16 protein-coding genes and 1 pseudogene are annotated in these 19202 nt (G+C 66.2%); 9 read left to right on the top strand and 8 right to left on the bottom strand.

What is annotated here, in order from left to right; all coding sequences use genetic code 11:
- Window positions 1-186 precede the first annotated feature (186 nt).
- Both AAHM38_RS21465 and AAHM38_RS21460 read left to right on the top strand, forming a co-directional pair.
- Window positions 187-1041 carry a 3-hydroxybutyryl-CoA dehydrogenase gene (locus AAHM38_RS21465; protein WP_009239280.1) on the top strand — a complete coding sequence of 285 codons (855 nt, stop codon included), beginning with the start codon at window positions 187-189 and terminating at the stop codon, window positions 1039-1041.
- Window positions 1042-1196: 155 nt separating this feature from the next.
- Entirely contained in the window at window positions 1197-2054 is an 858-nt protein-coding gene (locus AAHM38_RS21460; RefSeq protein WP_012760926.1) for a PhzF family phenazine biosynthesis protein, read from the top strand.
- A 17-nt stretch (window positions 2055-2071) separates the two neighbouring features.
- On the opposite strand, the gene AAHM38_RS21455 is transcribed toward AAHM38_RS21460, so the two are convergent.
- From AAHM38_RS21455 to AAHM38_RS21435, 5 genes and pseudogenes are all read right to left on the bottom strand, one after another.
- Window positions 2072-2620 carry a GNAT family N-acetyltransferase gene (locus AAHM38_RS21455; RefSeq protein ID WP_116576758.1) on the bottom strand — a complete coding sequence of 183 codons (549 nt, stop codon included), beginning with the start codon at window positions 2618-2620 and terminating at the stop codon, window positions 2072-2074.
- Window positions 2620-3204: a helix-turn-helix domain-containing protein gene (locus AAHM38_RS21450; protein ID WP_116576757.1), complete on the bottom strand. Its 585-nt coding sequence runs from the start codon at window positions 3202-3204 to the stop codon at window positions 2620-2622. The genes AAHM38_RS21455 and AAHM38_RS21450 overlap by 1 nt, the downstream gene beginning before the upstream one ends.
- Before the next feature lie 159 nt (window positions 3205-3363).
- Window positions 3364-4839, bottom strand: a complete 1476-nt coding sequence (locus AAHM38_RS21445) for a DUF1254 domain-containing protein (RefSeq protein ID WP_116576756.1) — start codon at window positions 4837-4839, stop codon at window positions 3364-3366.
- Between the two features lie 211 nt (window positions 4840-5050).
- Window positions 5051-6034: an NAD(P)H-dependent flavin oxidoreductase gene (locus AAHM38_RS21440; RefSeq protein WP_116576755.1), complete on the bottom strand. Its 984-nt coding sequence runs from the start codon at window positions 6032-6034 to the stop codon at window positions 5051-5053.
- A 100-nt stretch (window positions 6035-6134) separates the two neighbouring features.
- Window positions 6135-6682 (bottom strand): annotated as a pseudogene (locus tag AAHM38_RS21435) (type 1 glutamine amidotransferase domain-containing protein).
- A 136-nt stretch (window positions 6683-6818) separates the two neighbouring features.
- On the opposite strand from AAHM38_RS21435, the gene AAHM38_RS21430 reads away from it, so the two are divergent.
- Window positions 6819-7745, top strand: a complete 927-nt coding sequence (locus AAHM38_RS21430; protein ID WP_037027717.1) for an alpha/beta fold hydrolase — start codon at window positions 6819-6821, stop codon at window positions 7743-7745.
- A 9-nt stretch (window positions 7746-7754) separates the two neighbouring features.
- Here the strand turns inward: AAHM38_RS21430 and AAHM38_RS21425 are convergent, their stop codons facing one another.
- From AAHM38_RS21425 to AAHM38_RS21415, 3 genes are read right to left on the bottom strand one after another with little or no spacing between them, the layout of a single operon-like run.
- Window positions 7755-8438: a Fe2+-dependent dioxygenase gene (locus tag AAHM38_RS21425; RefSeq protein WP_116576754.1), complete on the bottom strand. Its 684-nt coding sequence runs from the start codon at window positions 8436-8438 to the stop codon at window positions 7755-7757.
- Window positions 8429-9181: a tetratricopeptide repeat protein gene (locus AAHM38_RS21420; RefSeq protein WP_116576753.1), complete on the bottom strand. Its 753-nt coding sequence runs from the start codon at window positions 9179-9181 to the stop codon at window positions 8429-8431. The genes AAHM38_RS21425 and AAHM38_RS21420 overlap by 10 nt, the downstream gene beginning before the upstream one ends.
- The gene (locus tag AAHM38_RS21415; protein WP_116576752.1) at window positions 9181-11460 is read right to left on the bottom strand and encodes a TonB-dependent receptor; all 2280 of its coding nucleotides are present in this window, start codon (window positions 11458-11460) and stop codon (window positions 9181-9183) included. Before AAHM38_RS21415 ends, AAHM38_RS21420 begins: the two co-directional genes overlap by 1 nt.
- A gap of 275 nt (window positions 11461-11735) precedes the next feature.
- Between AAHM38_RS21415 and AAHM38_RS21410 the strand changes: the two genes are divergently transcribed.
- From AAHM38_RS21410 to AAHM38_RS21385, 6 genes are read left to right on the top strand one after another with little or no spacing between them, the layout of a single operon-like run.
- Window positions 11736-12515, top strand: a complete 780-nt coding sequence (locus tag AAHM38_RS21410) for an enoyl-CoA hydratase/isomerase family protein (protein WP_116576751.1) — start codon at window positions 11736-11738, stop codon at window positions 12513-12515.
- 1 nt (window position 12516) lies between these two features.
- The gene (locus AAHM38_RS21405; protein ID WP_116576750.1) at window positions 12517-14289 is read left to right on the top strand and encodes an acyclic terpene utilization AtuA family protein; all 1773 of its coding nucleotides are present in this window, start codon (window positions 12517-12519) and stop codon (window positions 14287-14289) included.
- Window positions 14290-14303: 14 nt separating this feature from the next.
- Window positions 14304-15458, top strand: coding sequence for an acyl-CoA dehydrogenase family protein (locus tag AAHM38_RS21400; protein ID WP_116576763.1), 1155 nt, complete (start codon window positions 14304-14306; stop codon window positions 15456-15458).
- 32 nt (window positions 15459-15490) lie between these two features.
- Window positions 15491-16378: an SDR family oxidoreductase gene (locus tag AAHM38_RS21395; protein WP_116576749.1), complete on the top strand. Its 888-nt coding sequence runs from the start codon at window positions 15491-15493 to the stop codon at window positions 16376-16378.
- Complete coding sequence (locus tag AAHM38_RS21390) at window positions 16365-17984, top strand: acyl-CoA carboxylase subunit beta (protein WP_012760942.1); 1620 nt, start codon at window positions 16365-16367, stop codon at window positions 17982-17984. The genes AAHM38_RS21395 and AAHM38_RS21390 overlap by 14 nt, the downstream gene beginning before the upstream one ends.
- Before the next feature lie 60 nt (window positions 17985-18044).
- On the top strand, window positions 18045-19202 hold the full coding sequence (locus tag AAHM38_RS21385) for an acyl-CoA dehydrogenase family protein (protein WP_065860218.1): 1158 nt from the start codon (window positions 18045-18047) through the stop codon (window positions 19200-19202).

Raw genomic sequence — 19202 nt, 5'->3', positions numbered from 1 at the left:
CGGGTACGAAACAGGGATGAATCACACCCGCCCGGGGGGGGGTGGCGCGACGCTGGTGATCATACGGCGATCCGGTGGAATGTGACCCGAGCGTCAGCCAGGCTTTTCTGCCCGTCGCTGCGTCGTTTATCCTCTGCAATCTGTTTCATCTCATCTTTCATTCCAACACCAAGCGAGGAGCAGTTCATGGCAATTCAAGTCGTCGGCATCGTCGGTGCCGGAACTATGGGCAACGGCATTGCGCAAGCGTGCGCCGTGGTCGGGCTGGATGTGGTGATGGTGGACATCAGCGATGCCGCCGTGCAGAAGGGCATTGCCACCGTGGCCGGCAGCCTGGACCGCCTCATCAAGAAGGAAAAACTGACCGAAGCGGACAAGGCCGCTGCGCTCGCCCGCATTCAGGGCTCAACTTCGTACGACGACCTCAAGCGCGCCGACCTCGTCATCGAGGCCGCCACCGAGAACTTCGACCTGAAGGTGAAGATCCTCAAGCAGCTCGAGGCTGCCGCTGCGCCGCACGCCATCGTGGCGTCGAACACGTCGTCCATCTCGATCACCAAGCTGGCCGCCGTGCTGCAAGACGCCAGCCGCTTCATCGGCATGCACTTCTTCAACCCCGTGCCGATGATGGCGCTGGTGGAAGTCATCCGCGGCCTGCAGACGAGCGATGCGACGCACGCGGCGGTCGAAGCGCTGGCCAAGCAGCTCGGCAAGACGCCCATCACGGTCAAGAACAGCCCGGGCTTTGTCGTCAACCGGATCCTGTGCCCGATGATCAACGAGGCGTTCTGCGTGCTGGGTGAAGGCTTGGCCTCGCCCGAGGAAATCGACGAAGGCATGAAGCTCGGCTGCAACCACCCGATCGGGCCGCTTGCGCTGGCCGACATGATCGGCCTGGACACCATGCTGGCCGTGATGGAAGTGCTGTACACCGAATTCGGCGACCCGAAATACCGCCCCGCCATGCTGATGCGCGAAATGGTGGCCGCCGGCTATCTCGGCCGCAAGACCGGCCGCGGCGTGTACGACTATCGCAAGTAAGCCGCGACGCTTCACGGCGTTCGCGCTGTCCGCCAACTGTCAGGCTGGATTCGCGCAAACTGTCTGCAAGTGTGCATGGAGACGGTGTGGCGGTGCGTTGATGATGACGCATCGCCACACCGTTTTTTTTCTTCCCCACCACTTCGGACGCCACCATGTCGCGCTACGCCTTCCGCCTGCTCAACGTCTTTGCCGAATCCACTTTTGGCGGCAACCAGCTCGCCGTGTTTGAAGACGGCCGCGGCCTGGACGACGCCACCATGCAGGCCATCGGACGCCAGTTCAACCTGTCCGAAATCACCTTCATCTTTCCCGACGAGGCCGATGGCGCCACGGCGCGATTCCGCATCTTCACGCCCGATTACGAGATGCCGTTTGCCGGCCACCCGTCGCTGGGGACCGCGCAGGTGGTGCGCGAGCTGTATGGTCCCGGTAACGAACTGACGCTGCGTTGCCAGTCGGGCATCGTGTCGCTGACGGCGCAGGACGAGGGGTGGTCGCTCGTGCCGCCGCGTTCGGGCGCGTTGAATACGCGCGAGGCCGATCCGGGTATTGCCAAGATGCTGGGGCTGGACGCCGATGCGCTGGCGGGTCCGCCGCTGTGGATTGACGCGGGCATCGAGCAACTGATGGTGCCGGTCAAGACGCGCGCCGATGTGGAGCGCGCCCGGCCCGACCCCTCAGCCTTCGATGCGTGGCCGCGCAGCCGCAACGATGGGCGCAATGCCTACGTCTTCACCATGCCCGCGCCCGGCAGCGACGGCCCGGTGGTCTCGCGCTTCTTCTTCGAATACGGCGCCGGCCTCTGGGAAGACCCCGGCACCGGATCGGCGTGCGCCAACCTGGGCGGCTGGCTGCGCGCGACGGGCCACGCCTTGCCGGCAACCTACCGCATCGAGCAGGGCGCAGCAGTGGGGCGCCCCTGCCACCTCACGCTGCGGGTGGATGCCGACGGCACGATCCACGTCGGCGGCCGCGTGATCGAAATCGGCCGCGGCACGTTGACGATTTGATCGATCGATTTGATCGATCAGGCGGCGCTGTCTGGCGCGCAGAGCTGCTTGCAGAAGAACGTCGTCCCGCAGAACGCGCCGTCGGGCATCAGCGCGTAGTTGGGCACCACGCCGACGCGTTGCCAGCCGGCGCGCGCATATAGCCGCTCGGCATCGCCGCCTGTCACCGTGTCGAGCACGAGTACCGTCTTGCGCTCGGCGCGTGCCTCATCTTCGATGGCGGCCATCAACCGCTGCGCTACACCCTGACGGCGCGCGCGGCGATGCACGAGCATCTTCGCGACGTCCGCACGGTGCGGCTGGTTTTCCGGCTGCGCCAGCACCAACTGCACCGTGCCCAGGATGTCGCCCGCCGCGTCTTCGGCAATCAGCAGGGCGCGCTCACCGCGCGTCACGCCTTCGGCCACATTGCGCCAGAATGCCTGCGCCTTGTCGCGAGACAACGGCGACATGAAGCTGACGGAAGCGCCACCCTCTACGCAATCGATCAGCAGATCGGCCAACGCATCCACGCACGCGCTTGCCTCGTTGGCGCCCACGCGCCGAATGGTCAGGGTGTCGCTCATCAAGGTCTCCAGTGGCCAGCGGACACGGTTGTGAGCGCGACGAGGTAGCGGGCTGGCCGCCGCGTGGGGTTGTAATAGACGATCGGGCGGTCCAGCCGCATGGTCAGGCAATCGCCTGCATTGAGGCGCCAGTGCGCGTCGCCCACGGTCATTTCCATCGTGCCTTCGATGATCCAAACCTGCTGGTGGATTTCGGCATCGCGCGCGCCGGTGTCGTAGGCGACGCGTTGGCCGGGCGGAAAGCGCACCTCAACGAGCTGCAAAGGCGAACGCGCCGCCGGCGACAGGTTGCGCCGCACATAGCCCGAGGCAGGGTCGGTCCATTCCGGCTGCTCCGCCGCGCGCGATACGGGGGAAGGCTCTGCGGCCGGCGCAGCACTGTCTTCGAACAGCGAGGCCAGCGTCACGCCCAGCGCGGAACTGAGCCGATCGAGCACCGCAGCGGTCGGGCTGCTCTGACCGCGCTCGATCAGGGAGATGGCCGATCGGCTGACCTGGCTGCGTTCGGCCAGCGCGTCGAGCGAGAGCCCCTGGGCGTCGCGCAGTTCGCGCAGGCGCTGGGCGATACGTTGATGGATGTCCATGTCATCCGGTTTAGTGGAAATGCTTTTCTAGTAAAGTGGAATTTGAAAGACAGCCACATCGCGAAGATAGTCAACGACCGCGGCCGCGGCCGGGTTCCCAGGTTGGTCAAAGGCGCCTCTTCGCCAAGCTTGACCCGCACGTATCGGATGCCTGACGTTTTAGGGCAGCGAAGTGTCGTGCCGCTGCACGGCCGGCGGCAGCCACGAGCCGTCCAGCGCCGCCTCCTTCGGCCACGTCAGCTGCATGCGCAGGAGGAACGGGCCGGTGGGCGGCGGCAGCCAGTTGTTGCGCATGCCTTTGGGCGGCGCACGCTGGATCAGGATGTCCAGCGAACCGTCGCGGTTCAGGCGCGGGTGGTCGGCCTCGCTCAGCATGTTGCGCAGGCCCGGGCGCTCCGCTGTGCTGCGCGGTTGCCCGCCAGGAGATAAAGCGGCGATGGCCCAGCCGGCGTTCTCGGGCGGGAGCTGGTTGCGCTCGAAGTGCAATACGTAGCGGTGCGTGCTGTCCAGCGCAATGCCGTTGGTGTCGGTCTTGGCGGTGGCAATGAGCATGTCCTGCGGCAGGTCGGTCCCGCCGCCGTTCCACGCGACGATGGCGCGCTGCGCATAGTCCAGCCCATAGGCGCCGACCATGCGCGGGATGAACCAGCCGTTTTGCGTGATGGGCGGCTGCTTCACGGCCAGCGAGAGGGTTTCCCGCGCTGCCGCCACCCCGCCATCCATCACCTTCAGATTGGCGGCGCTCACTGCCTTGGCGTCGAATGGCGCGCCGGGCACGATGCCCAGATCACGCAGCGATTGCAGCATGGTCGAATCTGCGGCGTGCGGTGGATTGTCCTTTAGCAGCTCGGCAAAGCGCGTGAAGTAACTGTTTGCATCGAGCGCGGTGACGCGTCGTCGCGCCGCCTCCATGCTGACGTCGAGGTCTGTGGCCTTGTCCGTGTTCAGCTTGATTTCGGCTTCGGTGCCGCGCAGGGAGCCTTTGCCGAAGGCATCCAGCGGGGTGATGCGATAGCGGTCCTGCACGCGGCGCGCGCCGGCCAGGTCGCGCGGGCCGGCGACTTGCGTGCGAGCGACCACCCACACGAGATTGGTCGGCGCAGCAATCTGCTTGACGCCAGCCGGTAGCGTGCCTTCCCAGCCCGGCGGCGTGAGGGCGTAGTGAGCGGCCCGCGACCCGGTGGTGCGGTTGCCGAGTGACTCGAACACATCGCTCCACCCGTCGTGCAGCGCCACCCAGATGTGGCGGCGTCCCGTGTCGGGCAGGCTCAGGACGACCGGGCCGTTACGCAGATCGACGAAGGCGCTACTGGCGAGCACGTCTACCCGGGCGCGCACGCCGGTCGGCAGGGTTTCGTCTTCCAGCGTGCGCTGGTGCATGAACGTGCCGGCGGGCGCCAGCGCTGACGTGGTTTGCAGCAGCGCGTCGGTCATCATCAACGGAAACGCGTAGACGTAAGCCGAGCGCACGAGCGCTTCGTTCGGCTGCGGCAGACGTTGTTCGATGGGAGCCGTGGTTGCGGTGTTCTGGGTAGAGCAACCGGCCAGGCCCAGGGTGATCGCCCAGGCCACCACGCTCAGCGCCACGGCGGCCAGCTGGGTAAGCGGGCGCGCGGGCGCAGGGCAGTGCGTCATCTTGTTCTCCTTTTGTCGTCGGTGCGCGCAACAGGAAAGCAGACGCCTGTCGGTCATCCCCCCAAAGGATGCTTGCGCACACGGTTGCGCGGTGGCCAATCCATCGTCCCACGCGTCTCGTGTCTTTAGTCTTTGGAATGTAGAAGCGCCGCCAGCGCAAGTCAATTGAAGTGCGGCGGGGCATGCACGCATGGCTCGGCGCAGGTCGCTTCTAGAGGCGCAGGTGCAGCGCAAGACGCAACTTTGCCGCATCGTACTCGGCCTTCATGCGCGCCACGATTTCGGCGGCGGGCGGCAGATCGGCAATCTGACCCACGCCCTGGCCGGCACCCCAGATGTCTTTCCAGGCCTTGGCGCGCGAGCTGCCGTCGCCAAAGTTCATCTTCGATTTGTCGGCCTCGGGCAAGGCGGCGGGGTCCAGGCCCGCCAGTTCGATGCTCTCGCGGATGTAGTTGCCGTGCACACCCGTAAAAAGGTTGGTGTAGACGATGTCCGACGCGGCCGCGCGCAGGATGGCTTGCTTGTAGCTTTCGGCGGCGTGGGCCTCCTGGCTGGCGATGAAGCGTGTGCCGATGTAGGCCAAGTCGGCGCCCATGGCCTGCGCGGCCAGGATGGCATCGCCCGTGGCAATGGCGCCCGACAGCGCGATCGGCCCGTCAAAGATGCGCCGTACCTCGCCCACCAGCGCAAACGGCGACAGCGTGCCGGCATGCCCGCCCGCCCCAGCAGCCACCAGGATCAGGCCGTCGACGCCGGCTTCCAGAGCCTTTTCGGCATGGCGCAGGTTGATCACATCGTGCAGCACGATGCCGCCGTAGCTGTGCACGGCATCGAGGATCTCCTTGACGGGCGCGCGCAGCGAGGTGATGAAGATCGGCACCTTGTGCTTGACGCAGGTTGCCACGTCCTGCTCCAGCCGCGCATTCGAGTGGTGAACGATTTGATTGACGGCGATCGGCCCTACCACTTCGTGCGGATGCGCGGTGCGGTACGTCGCCAGTTCCTCGTTCATCCGCGTGAGCCAGTCGTCCAGCACCTCGGCCGGGCGCGCATTGAGCGCCGGAAATGCCCCGACGATGCCGGCCTTGCATTGCGCCAGCACCAGCTCCGGGTAGCTGACGATGAACATCGGCGAACCGATCACGGGTAGCGTCAGGTGCTGCAGCATGGGCGGCAGGTGCTTGGCGGCGGGCATGGCGTCTCCTGGTTTGGCAAACCGGCACGACAGGGCAGAGCATGTTGATCGATTATAGGAACGATCCCGCACCCCGCCGTGCGCGGTCACGCCGCAGGGCTCAGACGTGAGCGTGCTGCGCCAGCAGTTCGATGAAGGTACGGTTGAAGGCAGGCAGGTCGTCGGGTTTGCGGCTGCTGACCCAGTTGCGGTCGGTCACCACTTCACGGTCTACCCACGTGCCGCCGGCATTGCGGATGTCGTCCTGCAGCGTCGGCCAGCTTGTCAGCGTGCGGCCCCGCACCAGTCCGGCAGACACCATCAGCCACGGCCCGTGGCAGATCACGGCAATGGGCTTCTGCGCATCCTCGAACGCTTTCACGAATGCCTGTGCGGCGGGCACGACGCGCAGTGCGTCGGCATTGAAGACCCCGCCTGGAAGTACCAGGCCATCGAAGTCTTCTGCCTTGGCCTGGTCCAACGTCAGGTCCACTTTGAATGTATCGCCCTTGTCGGCGTGGTGCAGGCCCGTCACGCTGGGCCTTTCGGCGCAATGATGCTGACCGTGGCACCGGCGCCTTCCAGCGCCTGCCGGGGGCTGGCCAGTTCGGCCTGCTCGAACAGGTCGTCGACGAGGATGGCGATGCGCAAGTCATGCAATTGGGTCATGGTGAACTCCTAATCAGGGACATCGAAAGAAGAGAGCGGCAGTGGATGGTTTCGCAACGCACGTGCCCGCTCTGCGCTAGCATGCGGAGCATTCGCCACGCATCACTTCAACCACGATTGATCCCCGGAGACTTGCATGACCACGCCGCTTTCCATCGATGCCGCCACCGCTGCCGCAGATGCTGCGCTGTTTCCGGGCTTCCGTCCGTTTCGCCAGGTGGCCAACGGGGTGGAAATTGCGGGGGTGATTGGCGGCAGCGGTCCGCCGCTGCTATTGCTGCACGGCCATCCGCAAAGCCATGTGATCTGGCACAAGGTCGCGCAGGAACTGGCGCACGATTACACCGTCGTCGCGACCGATCTGCGCGGCTATGGCGCCTCGTCCAAACCGGCCGGCAGCGCCCGGCACGCGGAATACAGCAAGCGCACCATGGCGCAGGACCAGGTGGAGGTGATGCGCGCACTCGGCTTTGGCCGCTTCCGGCTGTGCGCGCATGATCGCGGGGCGCGTGTGGCGCATCGGCTATGTGTCGATCATCCCCTCCACGTGGAGCGCGCCATGCTGCTCGACATCGCCCCCACGCTGGCGATGTACGAGCACACCGACATGGCGTTTGCGTCCGCCTACTGGCATTGGTTCTTCCTGATCCAGCCGTCGCCGTTTCCTGAAACGCTCATCAACGCCACGCCCGATTTCTATGTCGGCAAGTTGATGGGCCTGCGCCACGCAGGGCTCGAACCGTTCGCCCCGGAAGCGATGGCGACCTACGCCGCCGCCATGCGCGAACCCGCCTGCGTGCACGCCATGTGCGAGGACTACCGCGCCGCCGCCACCATCGACCTCGAACACGATCGCGCCGACCGCGACGCAGGCAAGCGCGTGAGCGTGCCGCTGCGTGTGCTGTGGGGCGAGCACGGCGTGATCCAGCGCTGCTTCAAGCCGTTGGAGTTGTGGAAAGCGGTGGCGGACGACGTGAGCGGCGGCACGGTGCCGTGCGGGCACTACGTGCCGGAGGAAGCCCCGGAGGCCTTGCTCGAGGAGATGCGCGCGTACTTCGCCTGAGGCGACCGTTCAGGCGTCGGCCCACTCCCGCAGCAGGTTGTGATACGTCCCCGTCAACGCAATGACGGACGGGTCGTCCTGCCCAAGCAGCCCCATCAGCCGCTGCAGTTCCGTGTCCATCTGGAACAGCAGCGTGCGATGCGCGTCGCTGCGAACCATGCTTTGCAGCCAGAAGAACGAGCAAACGCGCGCACCGCGCGTCACCGGCGTCACGCGGTGCAGGCTGCTGCTCGGGTAGAGCACCATGTCGCCCGCCGCAAGTTTGGCGCGGTGTTCGCCAAAGGTATCGTCGATGACGAGTTCGCCGCCGTCGTAGTCTTCGGGCTCGGTCAGGAACAGCGTGCAGGAGAGGTCGCTGCGGATGCGGAAAGCGGTGCCGCGCAGATGGCGCACGGCGTTGTCGACGTGGTTGCCGAAGGTCTGGCCGCCCGCATACTGGTTGAACAGCGGCGGAAACACCTTGAGCGGCAACGCGGCGGAGAAGAACAGCGTATTGGCGGAAAGCGCATCCTGGATCAAGGTGCCGGCCTCGCGCGCAGCCGGCGAGCCTTCGGGTAGTTGCATGTTGTGCTTCACCTGGCCCGACTGCGCGCCGGCCGTGACCTTGCCGTCCACCCACTCAGCGGCGTCGATGGTGGCGCGGCACTGCGCGACCTGTTCCTTCGTGAGGACGGCGGGAATCTTCAGCAACATGGCGATGGGGTGTTCAGCACGCAGGCCAGCGCACGCAGACGCGCATCGGGATGGCCAGCGAGAAAGTCATGCGCCTTCGCGAGGAAGGCGGGTGTGGCTGTGCGTGGCACCGCGCGCATCCAGGCGAGCGCGTCGTCTGCGCGGTTGGCGAGTGCGAGCAGGCGCGCAGCGTTGAACTGGCCGCGGAAGTCTCCGCCCTCTGCGGCACGCACATAGCAGCGCAGAGCCATCGCCGTGTCGGCCTCGACCTCCCAGCCGTCTTCATAGAAGCCGCCCAGCACGTTGATCGACTTGGCGTGCCCTTGCGCGGCCGCGGCCTGGAAGAGTGCAAACGCGCGGGCGCGGTCCGCCGGGATGCCGCGCCCGAGTTGCAACTGCGTCGCGTAGTTGTACTGACCCCAGTCGAGCCCGGCATCGGCGGCGCGGGCGTACCAGTGCGTGGCGGTCTTGTCGCAGGCGGGCGCGCCCCAGCCGTGCTCATAGCAGCGGCCCAGCATGTTGGCGGCCATCGGGTGGCCCGACAGCGCGGCCGTCTTGAACCAGAACAGCGCTTCGCCGGGGTTGCGTTCAACGCCGCGGCCATCGAGCAGCCATTGGCCGAAGATGGCCTGCGCTTCCGCGTGCCCGCGCCGGGCGGCCGCCGCCAGCCAGCGCGCGGCACGGTCGGCCCGGCCGGTCAGCACGCCGTGGATGGCATCGATCACCGCACGATCGGCTGCGGCGGTTGCAGCGTCGGCCGGCATCAGTAGCGAATGCCCAGCGTCAGGATGGCCGTGCGGCCAGGTGCGAGCGATGCGTAATGCGATGCATACGCCTGATTGAAGTACACCTTGTCGAACACGTTCTGCACGTTCAGCTGCAACGTGGTGTGCTTGTCGATGCGGTAGGCGGCCATGGCGTCAAAGCGCCAGAAGGCCGGCACCCACTTCGGGTTGGCGGGGTTGGCGCTGCCCCACACCTTCGAGACGTAATACGCGCCGCCGCCGAGCGTGAGCTTCGGCATCGGCTGATACGTCGTCCACAGGCTGAAGCTGTTCTTTGGCGTGTTGGGGAAGGCCGTTCCGTTGGTGCCGCCAAAGGCTGCGCCTGCGCCGCCGTTGTTGCGCAGTTCGCTCTTCAGATACGTGTAGCCCCCGAACACCTGCCAGCGGTTGGTCAGCGCGCCCGACCAACCCAGCTCGAAGCCGTCGACGCGCTTGTTGCCAGCCATGGCAGCGGTGCCGTCCTGCAGCACGATGCGTGCATTCGTCGTTTCAACGCGGAAGATGGCGGCAGTCAGCGCAAGCTTGCTGTCCAGCACGTTCCACTTGGTGCCGAGTTCGTAGGCGCGGTTCTTTTCCGGAGCGAGCACGTCGCCGCGATTGCCCGAGCGGTCAGGCGTGAGCGCGCTGGTATCGGCACCTTGGCCGGCCACCGAGCCCGACGGCGTCGACGATGTGCCGTACGCCAGATAGATGCTGCCGTTCTGCGCAGGCTTGAACACGAGGCCGAGCTGGTAGTTCAGCAGATTGTCGTCGCGCGAGAAAGTCGACCGCACGCCCTGCGCATTCGCCGACGTGGTGGCCGATGCCGAATAGCGATCAAAGCGCAGCCCGCCGTTGACTTGCCACCGTGGCGACAGCTCGATCGTGTCGAACACATACGCCGATTGCGTGCGCACCGTCGTCTCTGCCGGATTGTTGCTGAGCTTGATGCTGCCGGCCCATGGGTCGTTCGGGTTTGGGTTGAACAGATCCGCGCAGTTGTAGCCGCCCGCCGCGCCGATGCCGTTGGGGCAGCGGTTGCTGCCGGTGGCCACGTTGTAGGTGTCGTTGCGGCTGCGCTCGCGCGAGAACTCCAGGCCGGCCGCATAGCTGTGCTTGAGGCCGCCGGTGATGAACTTGCCGGTCGCTTCCGTCTGGTTGGCGACGGTGTTGGCCACCGAATAGCGTGAATTGGCGCGGCGCCAGACCATGCCGTAGTAGATGTTGCCCTGGCTGTCGTCGGGCTGCGTCCAGATCGTGTCTTGGCTCGTGCGGGCAATGCGCATGGTGTTGCGCAGCTTCAGCGCGCTCGACACATCGTGCTCCAGCGTGAAGGTGCCCATGTCGACGCGGTCGCGGCGGAAATCACGCGATAGGCCGTAGTAGACATTGCGGTCGACATTCACGGGCGCGCCGTCGCCGGGGCCGAACAGCTGCGGGCGGCCGTCGGTGCGCCGGTTGAACGTGCCGTTGTTGTACGGAATGCCGGTGTCGGGCGTGTCGTTCGATTGGAGGTGGTAGTACGACAGCGTCGCCCGCGTGGGCGTGCCCAGCCCAAAGGCGATGGACGGTGCGATGCCCCAGCGGCTGAAGCTCGTCACGTCGCGGCCGGCAACAGCGGCGTCGTGCGCCATCGCGTTCAGGCGGAACGCGGCGTGCTCGCCGATCTGGTAGTTGCCGTCGGCCGTGGCCCGCTTGTACGCCGCGTTGCCGACCGACAGCGTGCCCTCGGTGAAGTGCTCCAGCTTCGGCGTCTTTGTGACGATGTTGACCGCCCCGCCCGCCGCGCCGCGGCCTTCATACGCACCCGACGGGCCCTTGATGACTTCCACCGATTCCACGTTGAACATCTCGCGCGATTGCGCACCGATGTCGCGCAACCCGTCGAGGAAGGTGCTGGCCTGCGCGTCGTAGCCGCGGATAAACGGACGATCGCCGACGGGGTTGCCGCCTTCGCCAGCGCCAAACGCGATGCCCGGCACCGTGCGCAGCGCCTCGGTGAGCGTGACCGAGCCGGTGCCCTGCAATACCTCAGCGGGGATCACCGTGACGGACTTGGGCGTATCGAGCAGCGGCGCGGTGAATTTGCCGCCCGAGGCCGCATCCGCCTTGAAGCCGTTGGTGCCGGTCACGGTCTGCTCGGGCAGGGTGGCGGATACGGCGTCTTTCTTCGTGTCGGCCAGCGCCGGTGCAGAAGCCACGGCAAAGCTCATCGCGCCGGTCAGGTAACCCACCACCGAATGTTCGGTGCGCTTGCGTTCGATCTGTGCTGCAGACATGAGGTGGTGACACTCCCCTGAAAAGTTTTCGTCACATGTTTGTTGTAAATGAGAATTGTTATTGTTTACATGTGAACGAGTCAACGCGTCAGCTGGCGAATTGCTTACGGCTGCAGCGGGATCGTCATATAAATCATGGGGTTACGACGGTCCGGCCGCGCTGTAGAAAATTGTTGAGGGCGGTGGCACGCGAACGCTTCCATTTTTTCAATCAAATGATTTAGTATTGCCGGGCAGGTTCTCCAACCGAATTCCCTTTTCAAGGCGAGCGTCGCGTGAGCACGGACCCGGAACTCCTCATCGAACGGCGCGGCCAGGCGCTGTGGTTGACCATTCAGCGCGAAGACCGCCGCAACGCGATCAACGCCGCCGTGCTGGAAGCGCTGACTGCCGCGCTGGCCGACGTCGGCCGTGACGCCGCCGTGCGCGCCGTGGTGCTGACCGGCGCCGGTGCGCGCGCGTTTTGTGCCGGTGCCGATCTGCAAAGCGGCCAATCGTTCCGCTTCGACTATTCCCAGCCGCATCAGGCCCTGGCAGATCTGTTTCGCCAGGCGCGCCGCTGCACCGTGCCGCTCATCGCCCGCGTGAACGGCGCGTGCATGGCGGGCGGCATGGGCTTGCTGGCGATGTGCGATCTGGCGGTGGCCAGCCGCCGCGCCACGTTCGGGCTCCCGGAGGTGAAGGTCGGCCTGTTTCCAGCGCAGGTGCTGGCCGTGCTGCAGCACCACTTGCCGCGCAGCGTGCTGAACGAGTTGTGCCTGACGGGCGAACCGATGAACGCAGACCGCGCGCTCGCCGCCGGCCTCGTCAACGAAGTCGCGGAGCCTGAAGCGCTGGATGCAGCAGTCGACGCATTGCTCGCGCGGCTGGTCGACAAATCGCCGTCGGCCATCCGGCGCGGGCTGTACACGCTCAAGCAGGTTGAATCGCTCAGCTTCGAGCAGGCCATTGCATTTACCGAAAGCCAGATCGGCCTGTTCGCCCTGACCGAAGACGCGCAGGAGGGCCAAGCCGCCTTTCGGGAAAAGCGCGCGCCCAACTGGACGGGCCGCTGACATGCGCAAAGACACCATTTCCATTGGCGGAGCCAGCGGCTTCTGGGGCGACAGCGTGACCGGGCCGCTGCAGCTGGTGGCCTCCGGCCGCATCGACTTCCTCGTCTTCGATTACCTGGCCGAGCTGACCATGTCGTTGCTGGCCAGCGCGCGCATGAAGAACGCCGAGTTGGGTTACGCCACCGACTTTGTGAGCGTGGCGATGCGCGCGGTGCTCAAGGATGCGCTGGCGCAGAACATCCGCATCATCGCCAACGCGGGGGGCGTGAACCCACGCGGATGTGCGGCGGCGCTGCAAGCCTTGGCCGCTGAGTTGGGCGTGAGCGTGCGCATTGCCGTGGTGGAAGGCGACGATGTCATGGCGCTGCTGCCTGCCTTGCGCGGCGAAGGCGTGCGCGAACTACAGAGCGCACGGCCATTGCCCGACAAGGTGGTGAGTGCCAACGCGTACCTCGGTGCGTTGCCGATCAAAGCGGCGCTCGATGCCGGCGCGCAGGTGGTCATCACTGGCCGCTGTGTCGATAGCGCGGTTACCCTGGGCGCCTTGATGCACACGTTCGAGTGGCGTGCCGACGACTACGATCGGCTCGCCGCCGGCAGCCTCGCCGGGCACATCCTTGAGTGCGGCTGCCAGGGTGCGGGCGGTCTGCACACCGATTGGGAAGCCGTGCCCGACTGGGCGCACAGCGGCTACCCGATCGCCGAATGCCGGGCCGACGGCAGCTTCATCGTCACCAAGCCCGAGGGCACGGGCGGGCTGGTGACGACTGCGACCGTGGGCGAACAACTGCTCTACGAAATCGGCGACCCCGCGCGCTATGTGTTGCCCGACGTCGTTTGCGACTTCACGCACGTGACGATGACGCTGGCCGGCGAGCATCGCGTGGAAGTGCGCGGCGCACGCGGTCGTGCGCCCACGCCCGATTACAAGGTGAGCGCAACGTATGCCGATGGCTATCGCGCGACCAGCCAACTTACCATCGTCGGCATCGACGCCGACCGCAAGGCGCGCCGCACAGCCGAGGCGATTCTTGAGCGCACGCGCGGCCTGTTCCGCCAGCTCGGCCTGCCGGATTACAGTGCAACGCATATCGAAACGCTCGGTTCAGCGTATCTGTTCGGGCCGCATCAGCCGAACGTGCCGCGATTTGAATCGGTGATGTGGCTGGCGGTGACGCATCCGAACAAGCAGGCGCTGGAACTGTTCGCGCGCGAGATCGCCCCGGCCGGCACGTCGTGGGCGCCCGGCACGACCGGCGCCGGCGGGCGGCCAAGCGTGGTGCCCGCCATCAAGCAATACGCTTTCCTGATCGACAAGGCACGCGTCCGGGCGCGCGTGACGTTGCTGGGCGAGGAGGGCTTCGACATCGCCGTGCCAACGGGTGGCGCCACGCTTGAACCATCCGCTGCGGCGCAGGCCTCCGTTGCATTGCCCCCCGGCCCGACGCGCGAGGTGCCCCTCATCGAACTCGCCTATGCCCGCAGCGGCGACAAGGGCGACACTTCCAATATCGGCGTCATCGCGCGTCGGCCCGAAGACCTGCCGCTGCTGCGCGCGCAACTGACGGAAGATGCCGTCGCGGCGTACCTCGCGCACGTCGTGAAAGGGCGCGTGACGCGGTACGACTTGCCCGGCATCCACGCGCTCAACTTCGTGTGCGAACAGGCGTTGGGCGGTGGCGGCATGGCATCGCTGCGCAACGATCCGCTCGGCAAGGGCATGGCGCAGGTGCTGCTGACGATGCCGGTGCGCGTGCCGGTCAACCACCCTTGATTGACGAGGCGATCATGCTTTCAGGTTTGCTCCCGTCTGCCCGCTTCGATGCCGATCACGATATCTTTCGCGAGACGGTGCGCCGCTTTGTCGACAAGGCCGTGCTGCCGCACATCGATGCGTGGGAAGAGGCCGAGACGTTTCCGCGTGCGCTGTATCGCGAAGCGGCCGACCTTGGCTTGCTCGGCATTGGTTTCCCCGAGGAATACGGTGGCACGCCGGGCGACCTGTTTCTTGAACTGGCGATGATCGAAGAGCTGACGCGAGCGGCCAGCGGCGGTCTACTCGCATCGCTGTTCAGCCATACGATCGGTGCGCCGCCCATCGTGGCGGGCGGATCGGCCGAGCTGAAGGCGCGCGTGTTGCCGGCGATTCTGTCGGGCGAGAAGATCAGCGCGCTTGCCATCACCGAGCCTTCGGGCGGCTCGGATGTCGCCAGCCTCACCACACGCGCGGTGCGCGACGGCGATCACTACGTCGTCTCCGGCAGCAAGATCTTCATCACCTCCGGCATGCGCGCCGATTACATCACCGTGGCCGTGCGCACCGGTGAGGCGGGCGCGGGCGGCATCTCCGTGCTGCTGGTGGAGGGCGATACGCCTGGGCTGTCGCGCACGCCGCTCAAGAAGATGGGCTGGTGGTGCTCTGACACCGCGCAACTGCATTTCGATGATTGCCGCGTGCCCCTCGGCAATCTGCTCGGCAAGGAAAACCACGGTTTCGAGCTGGTGATGCGCAACTTCAACCACGAACGCCTCGCGCTGGCGATGCAGGCCTACGGCCTGGCGCGCACGTGCCTGACCGAGGCCGTGGAATGGGCCACCCAGCGCGAGACCTTCGGCAAGCGCCTCGTGCAGCACCAGGTGGCGCGTCAGAAGCTGGTGGCGATGGCCACGCGCATCGAAGCCACCCGGGCGTTGCTGGAAGACCTGATGCGGCGCATGCAGGCCGGCGATGCGCCGCTCGCACAACTGTGCATGCTGAAAAACTTCGCCACGCAGAGCCTGCAGTTCTGCGCCGACACTGCCGTGCAACTGCTCGGTGGCATGGGCTTCATGCGCGGTACCAAGGCGGAGCGCATCTATCGTGAAGTGAAGGTCTACATGATCGGCGGCGGTGCGGAGGAAGTTCTCAGCGACCTTGCCGCGCGCCAGCTCGGCTGGGCCTAAGGGCCTAACGCGCGCATTCAGGGGAGAACACCATGTATCGCTCAGTCTTTCGACCGGGTCTGTTCCAGGGGCAGGTGGCCGTGGTGACGGGCGGGGGCAGCGGCATCGGCCGGTGCACGGCGCATGAGTTGGCGTCGCTGGGCGCGGCGGTCGCGTTGGTGGGGCGCAATGCCGAGAAGCTCGCGGCGGTGCGCACGGAGATCGTTGAAGCCGGCGGCACCGCGCACGCCTACGTCTGCAACATCCGCGACGAGGCCGCGGTGCAAGCGACCGTCGCGCACATCCACGGCGAGCACGGCCGCATCGACGCGCTGGTCAACAACGCGGGCGGGCAGTTTCCGGCGCCGCTCAAGGGCATTTCCGCCAAGGGCTGGGAAGCCGTCGTGCAGACGAACCTGACCGGCGGCTTCCTGATGGCGCGCGAGTGCCTCAACCAGGCGATGCAGCAGCGCGGCGGCGCCATCGTCAATATCGTGGCGGACATGTGGGGCGGCATGCCCAACATGGGCCACTCCGGCGCCGCGCGCGCGGGCATGGTGAACTTTACGGAGACGGCCGCATTCGAGTGGGCGCAATACGGCGTGCGCGTGAACGCGGTAGCGCCGGGCTACGTCGCGTCGTCGGGCATGGATGCGTATCCGCCTTGGATGGCCGAGACCATCCGGAGCATGCCGTCGACGGTGCCACTCGGGCGCTTTGCCACCGAGGCGGAAGTGTCGTCGGCGATCGTGTATCTGTTGTCGGAAGCGGCCGCGTTCATTACCGGCACCACGTTGCGCATGGACGGTGGGCGCCCGAACGTGCGGCCCGGTTCGCCCATGCCGGCTCCGCGTCATGGTGCCGAGCCGTTCAACGGCTTCCACCTGGCCGTGACGCCCAAGGTGCTGCAACGCGAGGAGGGCCGCCATGCCGGCGCTTGAATCGCGCATCGTGCCGCAGAGCGACGCATATCGGCAGAACCATGCCGCGCTCACGGAACTCGTCGGCCGGTTGCGCACGCTGGAAGACCGCACACGCGACAAGTCCGAAGCCTCGCGCGCGCGCTTCGCGCAGCGCGGGCAACTGCTGCCGCGCGATCGGCTGGGCCGCCTGCTCGATGCCGGCGCGCCGTTTCTTGAGCTATCCACGCTGGCGGGCTTTTGCCTCGACCACGCAGACCCGGCGCGCTCGATTCCTGGCGGCGGCTTCATCGCGGGCATCGGCTGGGTGAGCGGTGTGCGCGCGATGATCATTGTCGACGACGCGGGCATCGACGCAGGGGCCGTGCAGCCGATGGGCATCGAGAAGTTCCAGCGTGCCCAGGCCATTGCGCTGGAGCAGAAGCTGCCGTTCATCCACCTTGTCGAATCGGCCGGCGCCAACCTGCTGACGTATCGCGTGGAGACCTTCATCCACGGCGGCAGCGGCTTTTACTGGCTCGCGCGGCTGTCGGCGGCGGGCATTCCGGTGATCAGCGTGGTGCATGGGTCCAGCACGGCGGGCGGCGCCTACATGCCGGGCCTGTCGGACTACGTGGTGATGGTGCGCGACCGGGCGCGCGCGTTCCTCGCCGGCCCGCCGCTGCTGAAAGCGGCCACGGGCGAGATCGCCACCGAAGAGGAACTGGGCGGCGCCGAGATGCACGCCACCACTTCGGGCCTGGCCGAATACCTGGCGGAAGACGATGCCGACGCGCTGCGCATCGCGCGCGAAGTTGTTGCCGCGCTCGACTGGAACCGCGATGTGCCGGCACCGGACAGACCATACGCGCCGCCGCGCTTTGATGCGGAAGAACTGCTTGGCATTGCGCTCACCGATCATCGCAAACCGCTCGACATGCGCGAGGTGATTGCACGCATTGCCGATGGGTCGGACTTCCTGGAATTCAAGCGCGACTACGGCTCCGGCACCGTCACCGGGCACGCGGCCATCTGCGGCATGCGCGTCGGCGTCATCACGAACAACGGGCCGCTGGACCCGGCGGGCGCGACCAAGGTGGTGCACTTTATCCAGGCGTGCTGCCAGTCCGATACGCCGCTGCTGTATCTGCAAAACACCACCGGCTTCATCGTCGGCAAGGCGTCGGAGCAGGCCGGCATGATCAAGCACGGCTCGAAAATGATCCAGGCCATGGCCAATGCCACCGTGCCGCGCATCACCGTGCATTGCGGTGCGTCGTTCGGGGCGGGCAACTACGGCATGTCGGGGCGCGGCTTCTTTCCGGATTTCTGCTTCGGCTGGCCCAACGCCAAGACGGCCGTGATGGGCGCCGAGCAGGCCGCCGGCACGATGGCGACCGTCATGGCCGCGAGCATGCAACGCAAGACGCAGACCGTCGACCACGACGCCATCGAGGCGATGCGCGCCAAGGTCATCGACACGTTCGAGCGGCAGTCCGACGCGTTCACCATTTCGGGGCGGCTGCTGGACGACGGCGTGATCGACCCGCGCGACACACGCAAGGTGCTCGCCTGCGTGCTCGGGGTGTGCGACGAAGCGCGCAGGCGAACGCTGCATCCGATCCAGTTTGGCGTTGCGCGCCCGTAGCGCCATCCCGAAATCCATACACGAACAGCCCAGCACACCAGGACAACGGAGCGAGACACCATGCACTTCACCCACGAGCACCAGGAACTGCAGCGCAACCTGAAACGCTTCATCGACAGCGACATCAACCCGTACGTCGATGAATGGGAAGCGGCCGAGATGTTTCCCGCCAAGCAGCTCTTCAAGAAGATGGGCGAGCTGGGTTTCCTCGGCATCGCCAAGCCGACCGAGTTTGGCGGCCTGGGGCTCGACTATTCGTATGCGATGGCGATGGCCGAGACGCTGGGGCACATCCACTGCGGCGGCGTGCCGATGGCGATTGGCGTGCAGACCGACATGGCGACGCCCGCGCTCGCACGCTTCGGTTCGGACGAGCTGCGCGCACAGTTTCTCGCCCCCGCCATCAGCGGCGATGCGGTGGCGTGCGTTGGCGTATCGGAGCCGAGCGCTGGCTCCGATGTGGCAAGCATCAAGACCACGGCGCGCAAGGACGGCGACGACTACATCATCAACGGCAGCAAAATGTGGATCACCAACAGCCTGCAGGCCGACTGGATGTGCCTGCTGGCCAATACGTCGGACGACCCCGCCCACCGCAACAAGTCGCTCATCATCGTGCCGATGAACACGAAGGGCGTGTCGGTCGGCAAGAAGATCCGCAAGATCGGCATGAACTCGTCGGACACCGGCCTTATCTACTTTGACGATGTGCGCGTGCCGCAGCGCTACCGCATCGGCGAGGAAGGCAAGGGCTTTACGTACCAGATGCTGCAGTTCCAGGAAGAGCGCCTGTGGGCCGCGGCCAGCAGCCTGGCGACGATGACGATGTGCATCGAGACCACCGCCGAGTACGCGCGCGAGCGCAAACTCTTCGGCGCCAGCCTGCTCGACAACCAGTGGGTGCACTTCAAGCTGGCCGAGCTGAAGACGGAGGTGGAAGCGCTGCGCGCGCTCACGTATCGCGCCTGCGACCTGTACATCAACGGGCAGGACGTGACGGAGCTGGCATCGATGGCCAAGCTCAAGGCCGGGCGCCTCGCGCGCATCGTGCCCGATGCCTGCCTGCAGTTCTGGGGCGGCATGGGCTTCACGTGGGACAACCCGGTCTCGCGCTATTACCGCGATGGGCGCCTGGGCTCCATTGGCGGCGGCGCGGACGAGGTGATGCTCGGCATCATCTGCAAATACATGAACACGCTGCCGGGCAAGAAGGGCTAA

Origin of the sequence: Ralstonia sp. OTU4908, from assembly GCF_038440115.1 — a bacterium.
In the GTDB taxonomy this organism is placed as follows: Bacteria; Pseudomonadota; Gammaproteobacteria; order Burkholderiales; family Burkholderiaceae; genus Ralstonia; species Ralstonia pickettii.
This window is presented reverse-complemented; position numbering and strand designations above follow the sequence as displayed.

What these genes read in the sequence shown, in the direction of transcription:
- AAHM38_RS21465 (WP_009239280.1), top strand. Translation starts at nt 187, where the DNA reads ATGGCAATTCAAGTCGTCGGCATCGTCGGTGCCGGAACTATGGGCAAC.
- AAHM38_RS21460 (WP_012760926.1), top strand. Translation starts at nt 1,197, where the DNA reads ATGTCGCGCTACGCCTTCCGCCTGCTCAACGTCTTTGCCGAATCCACT.
- AAHM38_RS21455 (WP_116576758.1), bottom strand. Translation starts at nt 2,620, where the DNA reads ATGAGCGACACCCTGACCATTCGGCGCGTGGGCGCCAACGAGGCAAGC.
- AAHM38_RS21450 (WP_116576757.1), bottom strand. Translation starts at nt 3,204, where the DNA reads ATGGACATCCATCAACGTATCGCCCAGCGCCTGCGCGAACTGCGCGAC.
- AAHM38_RS21445 (WP_116576756.1), bottom strand. Translation starts at nt 4,839, where the DNA reads ATGACGCACTGCCCTGCGCCCGCGCGCCCGCTTACCCAGCTGGCCGCC.
- AAHM38_RS21440 (WP_116576755.1), bottom strand. Translation starts at nt 6,034, where the DNA reads ATGCCCGCCGCCAAGCACCTGCCGCCCATGCTGCAGCACCTGACGCTA.
- AAHM38_RS21430 (WP_037027717.1), top strand. Translation starts at nt 6,819, where the DNA reads ATGACCACGCCGCTTTCCATCGATGCCGCCACCGCTGCCGCAGATGCT.
- AAHM38_RS21425 (WP_116576754.1), bottom strand. Translation starts at nt 8,438, where the DNA reads ATGTTGCTGAAGATTCCCGCCGTCCTCACGAAGGAACAGGTCGCGCAG.
- AAHM38_RS21420 (WP_116576753.1), bottom strand. Translation starts at nt 9,181, where the DNA reads ATGCCGGCCGACGCTGCAACCGCCGCAGCCGATCGTGCGGTGATCGAT.
- AAHM38_RS21415 (WP_116576752.1), bottom strand. Translation starts at nt 11,460, where the DNA reads ATGTCTGCAGCACAGATCGAACGCAAGCGCACCGAACATTCGGTGGTG.
- AAHM38_RS21405 (WP_116576750.1), top strand. Translation starts at nt 12,517, where the DNA reads ATGCGCAAAGACACCATTTCCATTGGCGGAGCCAGCGGCTTCTGGGGC.
- AAHM38_RS21400 (WP_116576763.1), top strand. Translation starts at nt 14,304, where the DNA reads ATGCTTTCAGGTTTGCTCCCGTCTGCCCGCTTCGATGCCGATCACGAT.
- AAHM38_RS21395 (WP_116576749.1), top strand. Translation starts at nt 15,491, where the DNA reads ATGTATCGCTCAGTCTTTCGACCGGGTCTGTTCCAGGGGCAGGTGGCC.
- AAHM38_RS21390 (WP_012760942.1), top strand. Translation starts at nt 16,365, where the DNA reads ATGCCGGCGCTTGAATCGCGCATCGTGCCGCAGAGCGACGCATATCGG.
- AAHM38_RS21385 (WP_065860218.1), top strand. Translation starts at nt 18,045, where the DNA reads ATGCACTTCACCCACGAGCACCAGGAACTGCAGCGCAACCTGAAACGC.